We start from the raw sequence: 14,750 nt of genomic DNA, 5'->3' as shown, positions 1-14,750 counted from the left end.
ACTGAACTTTGTACGTCGCTGTGATAGCATTTTCAAAATTGTATACTTTATTCAAAAAACAACAAATGAAAGTACTCACAGGAATGTTATTACTCGTGCTCTTTGTAGCATGCGAAACACACGCAAGCCCAAAGATCATCAACGCGGTTTCACGCTTTGGCCACCCTCAGGTGATGAAGCCCGCAGACAAGTTTGGCCATAGTCCTTATTCGCCACTTTTTGACAACGGCGCATGGCATGGTCACTTACTTCCTGATAGCGCGGCGGAATTTGGTGGTTTCACGGGTAACGCGATTATCACCGAAGAGTATTTAACCTATTTATTTGAACGTATTGAGCGTCTACAGGTTTTTCACGGTGATATCAAATTGCAATTTGATGCAGCGCAGTACAGCCTACCAGGAGAGCTGGTACAAACGCTCAGACATGAGCTCGCGACGGTGACGATCCGCTTACGCTTTGTTAGCGAGCGCACTTCTCTTATTCAAACCACTATTCATACTAAGCAACGACTTACTTTAAAATTGGACGGCAAATTACTCCACCAACTTAGTCAACAACAAGCACTGGACCAACAATACCCTAAGCTCGCTCCAACCATGGTTGCCAGCGAAAGTGGGATCAGTACCACTTTTGGTCGTGTTCGCGATCCGTGGGCGCTTCTGACCTCTGGTAGCAACGAGTACTCAATCACCCGCACAATCCCTTTCAAAAATGTGGTGGAAAATGACCGTTATTATAGCGAGACACAAATCTCTGGTGATCTGCAGTTTTATACCGCCATAAGTTATGTCCACAATCAACAGGAACGCATACAAACAGCAAAGGCCGTTGCCGAAATTCTCTCATCCCCAGCTACGTATTGGCAACGCTCTAAAGCTCGCTGGATGGGCTATTTAGCACGCTATCAAACCTTACCACGAGATAAACAAACATTGGCGATAAAAGCCGTTGAAACCCTCATTGGTAACTGGCGATCTCCTGCAGGGGCAATCGCGTTTGATACCGTATCGCCTTCGGTCACTGCTCGCTGGTTTTCCGGCAATTTAACTTGGCCTTGGGACAGTTGGAAACAAGCGTCAGCGCTGAGACTATTTGCACCAGATTTAGCCAAGGCCAACATTGATGCCGTATTTTCCTATCAAATAGCAGCTAACGATCCTGTGCGACCCCAAGATAAAGGCTTATTACCCGATTTAATTGGTTATAACCAGCCACCAGAACGTGGTGGCGATGGCGGTAATTGGAGCGAACGGAATTCAAAACCCTCGCTGGCCGCTTGGGCGGTGTTGAATACCTACCATGCCAGCAAAGACAAAGCTTGGCTTGCACAAATTTACCCTAAACTTGTCGCCTATCGTGATTGGTGGCTACGCAACCGTGATCACAACCAAAATGGTATTCCAGAATTTGGTGCAACCATAGATAAACACCATAATAATCAAGCGGGTGAGTTGTTATTTTATCTACATGAAGGAAAGCAAAAGCATGCCCATTTTGGGCTAAAAGCCTATCGCGATGCGCAGGCACAGGGTAAACAGATAAGTATTCCCGCACAGACCGCAGCGTCATGGGAATCTGGAAGAGACGATGCTGCTAACTTTGGTTTTATCTCACCACAGCAGCTTGAGATCTATGTGAAACAAGGTGGCGATGCTAAAGACTGGCAAGTCGAATTTGCTAGCAATATGGACGCCCAAGGCCATCTGCTAGGCTACTCTTTGATGCAAGAGTCGGTTGATGGGGCCAGTTATTTTTATTCTGACACCAAAAACTTGAGTACCATCGCCAATATCTTGGCTAAGCCACAGGAAGCCAAAGCCTTTTCAGCACAAGCAAAGCAGATCGCCGATTATATTAACCGCTGCATGTTCGACGATAACAGCGGATACTACTACGATATTCGTATTGCCCCATCACCGCTTGAAAATGGCTGTGCAGGGAAACCTATCATTGAACGTGGTCGTGGTCCGGAAGGTTGGGCTCCGCTCTTTAATCAGGTCGCAACAGCGTATCATGCTAAACGCGTCTCTGAAGTAATGCTCAGCCCCAGTGAATTCAACACCTATATTCCTCTAGGCTCTGCATCCCAGACCAACCCTGCATTTGGCGCAAACATCTATTGGCGTGGTCGTGTCTGGCTTGACCAATTGTATTTTGGCTTGATGGGACTAAGTTATTATGGTTATGGAACTGAAGCGAACACTTTGCTTGATCGATTTATGCAAAATGCGGATGGTCTGCTGCAAAACGCGCCTATTCGCGAAAACTACAATCCACTCACCGGCGAGCAGCAAGGTGCACCGAACTTTTCATGGAGCGCGGCCCATATTTTGCTGATGATAGAAGCATTTGAGATGGACAAGCCCAAAGCACCAATTAAAGAAGAAAAGCCAGTTTCACAGCAAATCACTACAAACTAGCCGAAAATTTGCTAGCAATTCAGTGATGAACCGTCTACATTTTTTAAATGATACAAAAACAAAATTAGACGGATCGCAATGAGTTGGTTTTACCGTATTTACCATTTTGCCCTAAAGTGCATTGTTATTTTTATCGGGATCCCGAATCCCAAATTACATCAGGGAAAAACGGGGCTGTTAGACGCCATTAAGGCGCTGGGGTTAAAAAATGGAGATAACGTCTTAGTCGTGACCGACCAAGTGCTGCTCAAGCTCAACTTGCATCAGGTTGTGGAAAACACACTACGTGAGTCAGAGTTAGTCACGCATTATTACGCAGATGTTTTACCCAACCCAACCATAACAAACGTTGAAGATGGTCTAAAGGTCTACCAACAGCATCAGTGTAAAGCAATTATCGCGCTTGGCGGTGGCTCGGTACTCGACACGGGCAAGCTGATCGGTGCTCGAGCTGTCAAGCCGAACAAACCGGTGACTAAACTCAAAGGGTTGTTTAAAGTCTTAAAACGCCTACCGCCGAATATCGCGATCCCAACAACCGCAGGAACCGGCTCGGAGACCACCGTTGCCGCCGTTGTTAACGATCCTAGCAATCACGCCAAATATGCCGCGACTGATTTTTGTTTAGTGCCGCACCATGCCGTATTATTACCGGAATTAACCACAAGTATGCCTGCACATATCACCGCGACTACGGCAATTGATGCACTAACCCACGCCATTGAGGCACTACTGAGCATTAACTGTCTTAAGTTTAGCCGCGGCCGTGCTCTTGAGGCCTGTAGAGCCATCTTTGAATATTTACCCAAAGCACAACAAGACCCACAAAATCTAGAAGCAAGGGCGCAACTACTACTCGCTTCCCATTACGCAGGACAAGCTTTTACCAGAACTTCTGTCGGCTACGTACATGCAATTTCACACCAATTGAGCGCTCAATATGGTACGCCACACGGGCTTGCCAATGCGGTGTTACTCATGCCCGTGCTAACCTGGTATGGCGAGCGCATTAACCAGCAACTCGCGCTCATCGCCAGATACTGTGGATTAACCTCGTTAGACTATCCCGTCGAACGCCAAGCGGACGACCTGTTGGAGCACATCAAGCGCTTATTGCTTGATTTACAGATTCAAACCACGCTCGCCGAAGTACTTCCTGATGATGCCGCGCTACTCGCAGAGCTGGCGCTAAAAGAAGCACATCCAGATTATCCGGTGCCCCATTTTATGGATCCCAGCGCCTGCCAACGCATTATAAAAGGTATCGCTCCTACGCCTTAATAAGCACTTTGTTTAGTGTTTTGACTCAAAGAAATTTAAAATAAATACAAACTTTTCAAAATCTTACAAAAAAAACATCAAGTAAAAGCACTAAAAACATAAAGCCTATTAACGAACAGTTAAAAGCCAACAAACGCAAACAAAAACAATTCTCAATAACGATTTTTAATGCTAGTATGCGCGACTTTTGAAAAGCAAACTGGTGTATTTTGGAACGTTATTACTCAGAAGTATTAAGTTATATCGCTCGTTCAGTGGGGTGCAAAGATAAGGCTCAAAATATAGTCCAAGAGGCGTATACCCGAATACTAAGTTATAAAAGCAGCAATCCAAAGCAGGATAACACGCAAGAGCGCGCGCTGTTTTTTAAAGCCGCAAAAAACATTGTGATTGATCAGTATCGCAAAAATCAAACCGTTGCTGAGCCCGACGACTTCGAATTAGTCGCGCCAAGTTATTATGAGCCTGAGGCTAAGCTTGCAAGTCAACAACAACTGGCATTACTTAATCGAAGTATCGACTCCTTACCCCTAAAAACTAAGCAAGCATTTGTGCTCTATAAATTTAAAAACTTAAGCCAGCCACAAATAGCAGAGCAAATGGGGATATCTGTCAGCATGGTCGAAAAACACTTGGCAACTGCCATGCTCGCTTGCCGTAACGCATTACAAAAACAATAAGAGAATCGCAATGGACCGTCATAATGTATCAATACAGCAGCAAGTAAACCACTGGCTGGAACTCGAAAGGCAAGGGCTCAGTAAAACGCAGCAGCAAGCGCTCAATCGTTGGCTTGGTGAGAACCGTGCGCACCAAACAGCCTATCAAGAAAGTAAACAGATTGAGCGACTGTTATCGCAATTTTCAGATCAAGACATTGCACAATTAGAGAATCCACTTACACACTCGAAGCTTAAATCAAAGACAACTCAGCGGTACTTCGCCATTGCTGCATGCTTTGCACTTTTTGCGTTGAGTTTCTTTGGCTATCAAACGTGGTTCTTTCAAGTAAACAAAGACACCTTTCACGCCAGCTATCAGTCAGCACGAGGCGAATTACGCAATATCTCACTGCCCGACCAATCTCGACTGACCTTAGATGCCAAAACTTCCCTCGCTATTGATTTTGATGGCAATCGGCGTAGTAATAAACTACTCAGTGGACGCGTATTGTTTGACGTTGCCAGTGACAAAAGCCGTCCATTTGTTATCAGCGCCGGTAACACAAAAATTACCGTATTAGGTACCCGCTTTTCTGTTGATAAAAAACCCAATAGCGTTCGCATTGTGGTGGATCATGGCCGTGTAAACGTGCAAAGCCAAAATCAGCAAATAACGCTGACAAAAGGTCAAATGGCGGTCGTGGACAGTGACGGCATTGTCAAGGCTGAGTTTGATCCAAACCTCAATCTCGTTGATGCGTTTAAGCAAGGACGACTCGTGTTCGACAATACACCACTTAACGAAGCACTTGAGGAATTTAAACGACATCATGCGATAAGTTACACCTTAAGCGCTCAATCAACTGAGCAATTGGTTATTTCGGGTACTTTTGTAGCATCAGAGCTCGAAAGCTTTTTAAACTTACTTCCACATGTTCTCCCTGTAGAAGTTAAAGAGTATAACAATCATATAGTTATAGTTAATTCTCGATGATGAGATAAAAATATTCAAATTTTTATTGAGGAGTTCTCATTCTCATTCGTTTTCATCTTAGGTAATTTATTTGGACGCATAACAATGAGAACTCGCTCTGTTTTAAACACAAGACTCACTCCCTTAGCATTTGCACTCGGGCTTAGCCTGAGCCTGCCTGCAACCGCGCAGAGTCATGTTGCTTTATATCAATTTAATCTTACGCAGCAACCTATTAGCCATACCTTAACGCAGGTAGCTGAAGCTGCGAGTATGAATCTAATTGCCGATGCGAAACTATTAAATGGCCTGCAAGCCCCAGCACTTAAAGGAGAGGTAAGTTTAACCGAGGCACTAGAACGCACACTAAAAGGTAGCCAGCTAACAGCGAGCATTATCGACAACAACATCGTTATTAAAGCGGCGATTAACGGGTCAGCGCCTGTAAAAAGCAAAACCAATAATACTCAGGAAAAGGCAAAGCACAGCCAAACACCAAATCCGCAAGATAATATTGAAGTTATCACGGTCAAAGGCGATAAACTCAATCTTAATCGTGAACAGATTGCTCGAACCAAGGGTTTATCTAACTCGGATATTTTCTCAACGTTTTCTGGTATAGAGGCAAACAATATTCGAAACGAAGCTGGCGCACTTGATATTGGTATTCGCGGCGTGCAAGGCGAAGGTCGAGTGCCGATTTTCATCGACGGTAGTTTGCAATCAACGCACACAAACCGCGGCTATATGGGCTCGTCTGACAGAACCTATATCGATTCAAACTTGATAAGCTCGGTTAATGTCGAAAAAGGCGCATCGGCCAAAGCATCACCTTTCGGCTCAGGTGCAATCGGCGGAACAGTCAATATCCGAACATTGGGCACACAAGATATTCTCCAAGACGGTAAGCATTTTGGCGCTTTAGTTAAGGTAAATACGCATAACAACAATAAAACACCTGAAGTACCAGAGAGCTTTGGCCTGCAAAGTTATTATGAAATCAGCAACCACAATGACACACTCGACTTTGCAGGCGGCGGGTTTACGCTAGCAACCGCTTATCAACAGGATAACTTACAAGCAGTACTCGCTTATAGTAAGAAAAAGGTTGGTAACTACTTTGCTGGTAAAAATAGCTTTGACGACTTTGTTGAAACCGTGGAGTATGTACGTTGGGTGCCTTCAACTGATCATGAGGGGCAATATGACGAAGTAACAGTAGTCGACCAGATCCCACCTCCAGTTAACCAAAATGGCGAAGTCGTCAATACAAGCTTTGAAAGCGACTCATATCTTGCCAAACTAACTTATGCGTTTACGGACGAACAATCATTAGAGGTGAATACACGCTACCATAAGCAAGAAGCGGGAGAAATGCTGGCCACCTACTGGTACAAACAACGAGCCGGTGACACCAAGTTTTGGAAGGTGATCGATGAAAATGGCCAAGAACAATGGATGTCCGAAGAAATTCCAGAAGGCGTAGAAACCATGCCGCAGTGGGCTCCAGGCTCTGCTCTGGTAAACAGTGCCAGTGCGTTATACCGTTTTTTACCGAGTAATAACTCATTAGTCGACCTCAGTGTTAACGTTTGGCGTACCAGCGCAAGGTTACAGCAATATAATGCACTTGGCAGTAACCTGGGAGCAAATGCGGGGCAATATTTTCACCGTTATAATAATAAGCGTCATGGGATAAGTGCATTCAATACCTCTGCATTATCGTTGGCAAGTACACCGATTACTTTGACTTATGGTCTATCTTGGCAGGTTGAGAAATTAAGCCCTCATAAAGACTGGAAAGACAATTTTAATCGAGACTGGTACCCTGCTGACTTCAATTTAAAAGCCACTTCACGACATGGCAAACAAACAAAACGTGCATTATTCGCCAATGCCAATATCGATCTTGCGCCTGTAGAGTTTGCACTGAACGTAAACCTTCATGACTCGGTCAACGAGGACTATCAAACAGGCGAAAAACTTACATTTGATGCCAAAGCGGATGTGACTGTACAAGCAAATTATCAACTGCTTGATAATACAGTTATTAAAGCCAAATATAGCAACGCATATCGAATGCCAAACCTGTACGAAACAACAGTTTCTAATGAGGTGTTTTCCTACTCTAGTGACTACCCGATCACCCCTGAAAAAACGAAATCGTATGATATTGGCTTTGAGAGTGACTTTAGCAACTTACTCAGCCACGGGGATAAGCTAATTATCTCGGCGGAGTACTTCTACACAAATATTGAAAGTATGTTGGCAACAGGCTTCTTGCCTAAACCCGACGCACCTTCATGGGATCAAAAGTTCACCTTTACCAACTATGATAAGTTTGAACTTCCCGGCACGGAATTTGGCCTTCATTACCAAAGCGACTTATTTTACAGCAGGTTATCTTACACAAAGTACACCGACGTCAAAATGTGCTCACGCTTAATGGCCGAGGCTGCAGGTGTCGATACTTGTAATACGACCGGCTTTGCAGGGAGTTTAACACCACTTCGTGTGCCCCCTGAAAAAAGCTATATCGCAACGCTTGGTATGACACTCTTTAACGACACAATTGATACGGGTTTTACTTACAAAAAACACGCTGAGAAACATCACCCGGGCGGCTTTTTGGCAGGGACAGGAGTAACTGCGCTTGAGTATATTCCAGCAGGCTATCAGCTCGACTTTTACCTTGATTATATCTTTAGCGACAGCATCAAAGGCAACCTAGCGATCACCAACTTGACCGATCAGTATAAAGTTTCAAGCGGCTCAATCGTCGCGATGCCAGAACCTGGCCAAACCATTTCGATTGGCTTAGAACTCAAACTTTAATCAACACTTAGGCGCTGTACTTTTGCTTAAAGACAGCGCTATATTTTTACATCACCTTGGAGCATCAATGACTACCGTTACCTCTGCACTTTCTCGAGCGCAAAACTTAAAACATGCAACTGCAGATACCCACGACAATGTAGACAAATCCATTATGGCGCAAGACCCATTCGCCAATACACAAAGCTATCTCGATTTCTTACGACTACAGTTTTATTTTTTAAAAGATGTGAGCGCCCTTTATGAACACCCAGAGTTGTTAGCGCTTATTCCTGATTTGGCCGCGCGCCGCCGCTTAGGCTTGCTTGAGCAAGACTTTATCGACCTTGAAACCACCATCCCTACTCCCTACTTAATGCCAGAAGTAACCAATAAGACCGACGTCGCCAGAGCGCTCGGCTGGCTATATGTGGTTGAGGGCTCAAAGGTCGGTGCAGCCATGCTGGGTAAACAAGTTGGGGCCAAGCTCAATTTTGATGCGCAGCACGGCGCTCGATATTTAGCAGGCCCAGGAGCTGGTCGCGGCAGCGCTTGGCGAGAGCTTGTGCAAATCATAGACGCAATTGAATTGAGCGAACAGCAAGAACAGGCGCTAATTGAAGGTGCTCGTCAGGCATTCACCCGTTTCCAAGCATTCCAGGCACACGTTTATTCATGATGTTTAAAGCCGCCTTAGCCAACTATAAAAAAATAGCCCTACTGCTATGCGGATATCTATTTGTAGCCCTCGGTGTTATTGGTATTGTTTTGCCCGTCATGCCAACCACTGTGTTTTTTATTCTGGCTTTGGCGTGCTTTTCAAAAGCCTCTCCTAGGTTTGCCTTGTGGCTGCTAAATCACCCAAGGTTTGGCGCTTCATTAACGCAATGGAAGCAATACAAGGTTATTCCGCTCAAGGCCAAAGTCATGGCAACAGTGGGCATGACAGCAAGCTATGCGTTACTTATTTTGCTCTCACCAGCGGCCTGGTTGGCCTGTGTAGTTGGCAGTATAAAGATCGCAGTAATGTCTTATATTTATTCCAGACCATCAAAGCGTGTGTAATACCAGTTTACATTTTTATAATTTAAAACGCTCAACCAGCGTTGCTAGACGATGCGAGAAGCTACTGAGTGACTCGCTGCCTTTAGCCAAGCTTTGCATCGCCTGAGCATTCTCATTTGCGGTACTTTGTGCATCGAGCATCACCTGCTCAATTTGCTGACAATCCGTCGCTTGGTTATCAGCGGCTTGGCTGACTTCTTCACTCAACTGCGTAACCTGTAAAATAGCGTTGGCAATTTCATCCATGGCACTGGCAAGCGCCTCACTTTGTTTAACACATGAAGCAACATCACGTTGGCCGGAATTAATGGCCTCAGAGGCGCTATGTGTATCCTGTCTCAGTGCTGCGATCATTTGGTTAATTTCATTAGTCGACTCTTGCGTCCTTGATGCAAGCGTTCTAACCTCATCGGCGACCACCGCAAACCCTCTTCCCTGCTCACCAGCTCGAGCCGCCTCTATTGCTGCGTTTAGCGCCAACAGATTGGTTTGCTCAGCGATAGAAACAATGGTATCCAAGATACTGCCGATATTCTCACTATGTGTGGTCAATTTAGTCATACTCTCTACCGCTTCACTCATACGTGTGCTGAGCGATAGAATATGTTCTTTATTGTCTTGTGTGTATTTACTGACCTCGGTTTTATGCTGGTTAGCGGTATGGATGCTCGCGAGGCTATCTGACGAGCGTTCGGAAACCGCCAAAGCACTAGCTGAAATACTCTGTGCTAAGCGATTGGCATTATCCATGCGGCGCATTTGCTCAGTCGCATTATTGGCTATTTGTTTACTTTCGCTTAATGATGATTCCGATAGTCCTTCTAACTCATGAACCTGATTATTGATTGACTCTAGCAAAGCACGGAGATTGTCTTTCACCTGATTGATATTATCAATTAACTGACCAAATTCATCATCACTGCGCTTACTCATTTGCTTCGAAAAGTCTCCAGCAGCAAGGTATTTAAGCATTTTATTCACCGCAGCCAACGGCCCAAGCATTGCCCGGCTGGTTGAAACCGAGATAAACGCACCTAAAGCAATAAAAACAATCACCAATAAGATGGCGGTATTTTGCGCCCGCTCGATAAGGGTTTCAGCATTATTTTGAGAACGATTAAACGCCGCATTGGCGCTTTGCTGCATTTTCTCAAGCTCGGTTAAAATGGCAAACGCATGCTGCTCTGACTGCTTGTATAACATCGCCGCTTGCTGCTGCTGACGCAGTTTCTCTTGTACCGCGACATAAAGATGACCGGGCTCACCCAGCTTTTCCCTGAGCTTAGTCATGCCCTCACTAAACTGATTTAACAAATCATCTGCATCCATGCCATAGGCTTGGCGCTTCAAAAACGTTAGGTTATTTTCAATATTATCTAACAAAAACAGCATGTCTTGCTGGTGCTGATCTACTTGCTCTAGCGTTAAACCGCTGATCCGCTGACTGTTGTTTTCCAGTGTAAACAACATGTCATCAATACGAACGCCAGTCCCGACCATTTCTTCCAACTGCCGTGTTTTGTCTGTCTCGATTAACTCAAGATCCAGCATGGCATTGCTGGCCTGTTCTTTATCCTGTTTAAGTGCTTGATATTGCGACTGGATCCGTTGCTGCGCTTGTACAACATCTGCCTTAGCCTGCAACATTTGTTCTGCGGCACGACTGAGCTGCTCACCCAGCGCCAGAGTTTGCTTTAATGGTGTGACAAATTCAGGCATGGCTTGCGTCAATGACGTTAAGTGCCGCTGGCGCTCAACATACAGTTGCTGCTGTGTGGTAAATTGCTGTCGAGCCCGATTGATATCTTGCTCGCTTTCGAGGGTATAAGCTTGAGAAACCAACTTGCTGAGCTTAAGCTGTTCAAGTTGCAAGGCGTCAGCACTGCGCTGAATAGGCAAAGTAATTTGCCCCATATTTTGATTAGCGGACTTTATTTGCGCCAATGCTAAATAGGCAAGCACGCACGCAAGTAACAGCAGCACGCCTAATGCACTAAAGCCTAAAGTAATTTTTTGTTTTATTGTTAGTTTACTTAGCATAATGTCATTGCTCTATTTTGAGTAAACAAACTATGTTACAAATGGGATAAAAAACCAAGTAAATACTCTAAAAATTACCAACATATCTTTTAAAAATGTAGCTTCAAATTTGCGGTTTTGCTTACTTAGTTTTTGATTTTATTTTTAGTTTTAGCGATCATTGCAGTTAGGTCTTTTATTATTTAAGAGCATAACAAGATGAGAGAAACCGCAATCAACGAAGCAAAGGCCTTATGCCAAAACCATAAGAGCGCATTTTTATCTACCTTCTCTAACAACCAAAAGGGCTTTCCTTTTTCTTCTATCGCTCAATATGTTTTTCTTGAAGATAATCACTTTTACTTCTTTATTAGTGATATCGCCCAGCACACCAAGAATTTAGCCAAGCACCCGGCACTTTCGTTTATGGTGCTCGGTGATGGTGCGGTTGAAGACGTTGAAAATGCGCGAGTTACTATTCTTGGGCATGCACACAAACTACCAAGAGCGGATAGCGAAAGCCTGATTGCACAATTCGTAATAAAGCACGAAAAAGCTCAGCAATATGCCATGCTCGGTGACTTTCACCTATGGCGAATTGAAGTGGCGAGGGTTCGATATGTAGGCGGTTTTGGCCGTGCATTTTGGCTAGAAAAACAGGAATGGTACTAACGTAGGTGCTACACTGCAAAAGCGTGTTCAAACTCGCTTTCTCGTCTATGCGATTGCGGTTGATTGGTCATCTCAGCCAAGGTTTTGCGCCAAAAACCGCACGAGCTTTCAAGCTTATCTTGCATACGCACTTTCCAACGACCTTTGTATACTGACCAAATGTGTGCCATAAACTCGGTGGCGTAACGCTTTCTGCGCTCGGCAGGAGTAATATAAAGCGCACAGACTTCAAACTCTCGGCGGTTTGAAATACCTATTACGGTAAAGCCAACCAACTTACCATCTGCATAAAAAAGATAAGCGATATTGGTTGCGCTACACAGTTCAAACGAGCCCACTTGCTTTTGATAATGGCTCGCTTCTAGCAAATGTGTAAAAGTCTGCTCGCTGTATTTATCAACTCGAATTAACTCTAGTTCAACCACTTTTTTAATCTCCCGCTTGGTGTACGGTTGATCATGCTTAAAGTTTGTGGGCGAATTGTGAAGTTTTTAGATTGATTTAGTAAATTTTAGCGGCTTGACCTTTAACCAAATTTCCAGCGCAATCACCTTTTCACTTGGCGAGCCTCCATTTTCTTGTGAAATTACTTCAGGATAATGTTCAATTAAGGGCGCATCTTCTGGCTCGTATCCGCTTTGTGGCAGCCACTTTGCGAAAATATCTAATTGGAAACTCAACAAGTCTTTAATTGCTCCACGGTAATCAAAAATTGCGTATATTCCCGCGCTGAGCACATTGAGTTGATATGGCCGAGTCACCGCAGATTTTAACTCGTCGTTAATCACAATTGCGCCATCGTAACGCGCTTTATCTAGTGGCGTAAAAACGGGGTTATCATGACCAAAACCAAACTTTTGTACTTGGCTATAATCCAGTCCATGTGCACTAGCCCACGCTGCAAGCTGCTGCCAACAGGCGCTAATTCCTTGCAATTGGTAGCCTTGTGACGCGCGTAATGTACATAAAGGTAGCTGTGAAATGGAGTGTAGTTTAACCGGCTGAATAACACTGTGTCGCTCAGCTCTTAATGCGTGTATTCGGGTAAGTTGTGTCGTGTTAAGGGCCGGCTCAATGTTATTTTTTGTCACCAATTTACGTAGTTGCTCTGTTTTTCGCACACTTGAAGGAGTCACACCAAAATGCTCTTTAAACGCTCGCGAAAAGTTTGCGCTACCAGAAAAACCAAACTGTAGCGCAATATCTGTCACATTGTACTCTTCGGCTAGCAACAACATATTGGCCGCGCGCTCCAACCTCACGCGATTAGTGTACTGGCTCAAAGATTCACCAATCACAGCTGCAAAAATGCGCTGGAAATGAAACTTAGAAAAATGGCTCAGGCTCGCCGCTTGCTGTAACGAAAGCGGCGACTCTGGATTACTATGCACCCACTCAATGACAGGTTGTAACCGCCCTAAATATATCTCTTCAGCGCTTAACTTTTGCTCAGTTGATTGATGCAAGCTGTATCTCTCCCGATTGGCTCTTAGCCTGTTGATAGTGCCGCCAACACAGTATAAGTGTTAACCCTGCCGCTATAAAATCAGCCCCTACAAGTGCCATAAATACACCATTTAAGCCAAAGTAGTGCGGTGCAATAACGATTAATGGAACTAGAATAAACATCACCTTCAAGGCGCTGTAAAAACAAGCGCGTTTGGCATCACCTTTTGCTTGATAAAATCCAGATGCTAAAATTACCACGCCAAATAGCGGCATCCCCCAAAGGGCTGAGCGAAAAACGCGCTCTCCTATTTCGAGAAATTCACTCGCTTCGGTAAACAGGCTCAGCCATAGCCTCGGCAATCCCATCAACCCTAGCGTCAATAGCAGTGCAAATCCTGTCATACCCAAAAAAGCAACTCGCGTACACGCTCTTACTCGCCCACTATGTCCTGCCGCTAAGTTATAGCCGACGATAGTTTGAAATGCGATCAACATTGCAATCGCGGGTAGAATTGCAAAATTAATGATACGTCCCAGCATGCCGTGGGCGACTACCCAATTTTCGTTTGCAAAAGACAACAGCTGCCAGTTAACCACCGCAGTTTGCACGCCAAGGCAAAATTGCGTGATCAAGATAGGCATCCCGATTGCGAGGATCGGTAGCCAAGCACGAGGTTTCCAACACACCTTAACCGCAAGCAAGTCAGTACGCTTTCTTTTTAGCTGAAGCGCAATAATCAATGCCCCCAATTGCGCTGCGATTGTCGCATATGCCGCACCTGCAACCCCCAAACCAAAATGCGCGATAAATAGATAATCAAGCAGTATATTGAGCACAGCCGAGACTAATAACAACAGCATCATCAACTGCGGTTTACCCTGACCACGGAACATATCAGCCACGATAGGTAATAAAACTCCGGTAATGGCACAAAGATATAACGGCTGTATGTAGCTAAGCGCATCCTTTACAAAAACCGCTTCCACTTGCAAAAGTGATAAGAGCTCAAGTGGATAAAGCCAACCAAGTACCAAGAATACCACGCTAACTATACCGCCAATTATCAGTCCATGACCGATAACCTCTGCGGCTTTACCTACTTGCTTTGCTCCGATTAATCTTGTCATTGTGGCCGCCATACCTGTAGATACCATAGCGGTTAGCGCTATCATTAACACCTGCAGCGGGTAAACCATAGCCACGGCACCAAATGCCATCTCTGACACGTAGCGACTAATAAACCAGCCGTCAACCAAGGCATATAAACCCACAACGAGTAAACCGATACAAATGGGAATACAGGTTCGAATAAACAGCACAAATATGGGTATCTCGGCGAGCTGCACGAGCCCTAATTGATTTTTATCTTTCATGTAAACTACTCCTCAGTT

Annotated in this window: 12 protein-coding genes; 8 read left to right on the top strand and 4 right to left on the bottom strand. The window is 44.8% G+C overall.

Annotated features, from left to right (window positions below):
* Nucleotides 1-65 precede the first annotated feature (65 nt).
* The 7 genes from ygjK (at nt 66) to DS891_RS00285 (ending at nt 9,218) form a co-directional block, all read left to right on the top strand.
* Nucleotides 66-2,423 (top strand): alpha-glucosidase, encoded by a 2,358-nt coding sequence (gene ygjK, locus DS891_RS00315; protein WP_254605631.1) that lies wholly within the window; start codon nt 66-68, stop codon nt 2,421-2,423.
* Between the two features lie 78 nt (nt 2,424-2,501).
* Nucleotides 2,502-3,704 (top strand): iron-containing alcohol dehydrogenase, encoded by a 1,203-nt coding sequence (locus DS891_RS00310; RefSeq protein WP_174168500.1) that lies wholly within the window; start codon nt 2,502-2,504, stop codon nt 3,702-3,704.
* Nucleotides 3,705-3,913: 209 nt separating this feature from the next.
* Nucleotides 3,914-4,384: a sigma-70 family RNA polymerase sigma factor gene (locus DS891_RS00305; protein WP_010604075.1), complete on the top strand. Its 471-nt coding sequence runs from the start codon at nt 3,914-3,916 to the stop codon at nt 4,382-4,384.
* Between the two features lie 10 nt (nt 4,385-4,394).
* Entirely contained in the window at nt 4,395-5,360 is a 966-nt protein-coding gene (locus DS891_RS00300) for a FecR domain-containing protein (protein WP_174168499.1), read from the top strand.
* Between the two features lie 84 nt (nt 5,361-5,444).
* Complete coding sequence (locus DS891_RS00295; RefSeq protein WP_010604077.1) at nt 5,445-8,174, top strand: TonB-dependent receptor; 2,730 nt, start codon at nt 5,445-5,447, stop codon at nt 8,172-8,174.
* A gap of 67 nt (nt 8,175-8,241) precedes the next feature.
* Nucleotides 8,242-8,832, top strand: coding sequence for a biliverdin-producing heme oxygenase (locus DS891_RS00290; RefSeq protein ID WP_174168498.1), 591 nt, complete (start codon nt 8,242-8,244; stop codon nt 8,830-8,832).
* Nucleotides 8,829-9,218: a YbaN family protein gene (locus tag DS891_RS00285; RefSeq protein WP_174168497.1), complete on the top strand. Its 390-nt coding sequence runs from the start codon at nt 8,829-8,831 to the stop codon at nt 9,216-9,218. The genes DS891_RS00290 and DS891_RS00285 overlap by 4 nt, the downstream gene beginning before the upstream one ends.
* A 15-nt stretch (nt 9,219-9,233) precedes the next feature.
* Here the strand turns inward: DS891_RS00285 and DS891_RS00280 are convergent, their stop codons facing one another.
* The gene (locus DS891_RS00280; RefSeq protein WP_174168496.1) at nt 9,234-11,258 is read right to left on the bottom strand and encodes a methyl-accepting chemotaxis protein; all 2,025 of its coding nucleotides are present in this window, start codon (nt 11,256-11,258) and stop codon (nt 9,234-9,236) included.
* Nucleotides 11,259-11,456: 198 nt separating this feature from the next.
* Here DS891_RS00280 and DS891_RS00275 point away from each other — a divergent pair, with 198 nt between their 5' ends.
* Nucleotides 11,457-11,909: a HugZ family protein gene (locus DS891_RS00275; RefSeq protein WP_010604081.1), complete on the top strand. Its 453-nt coding sequence runs from the start codon at nt 11,457-11,459 to the stop codon at nt 11,907-11,909.
* 8 nt (nt 11,910-11,917) lie between these two features.
* Here DS891_RS00275 and DS891_RS00270 read toward each other — a convergent pair whose 3' ends face one another.
* From DS891_RS00270 to DS891_RS00260, 3 genes are all read right to left on the bottom strand, one after another.
* Entirely contained in the window at nt 11,918-12,334 is a 417-nt protein-coding gene (locus tag DS891_RS00270) for a GNAT family N-acetyltransferase (protein ID WP_010604082.1), read from the bottom strand.
* A 66-nt stretch (nt 12,335-12,400) separates the two neighbouring features.
* Nucleotides 12,401-13,375, bottom strand: coding sequence for a GyrI-like domain-containing protein (locus DS891_RS00265; RefSeq protein ID WP_010604083.1), 975 nt, complete (start codon nt 13,373-13,375; stop codon nt 12,401-12,403).
* Complete coding sequence (locus tag DS891_RS00260; protein WP_174168495.1) at nt 13,359-14,732, bottom strand: MATE family efflux transporter; 1,374 nt, start codon at nt 14,730-14,732, stop codon at nt 13,359-13,361. Before DS891_RS00260 ends, DS891_RS00265 begins: the two co-directional genes overlap by 17 nt.
* Nucleotides 14,733-14,750 lie beyond the last annotated feature (18 nt).

Origin of the sequence: Pseudoalteromonas sp. JC28, from assembly GCF_013319255.1 — a bacterium.
Classification (GTDB): Bacteria; Pseudomonadota; Gammaproteobacteria; order Enterobacterales; family Alteromonadaceae; genus Pseudoalteromonas.
This window is presented reverse-complemented; position numbering and strand designations above follow the sequence as displayed.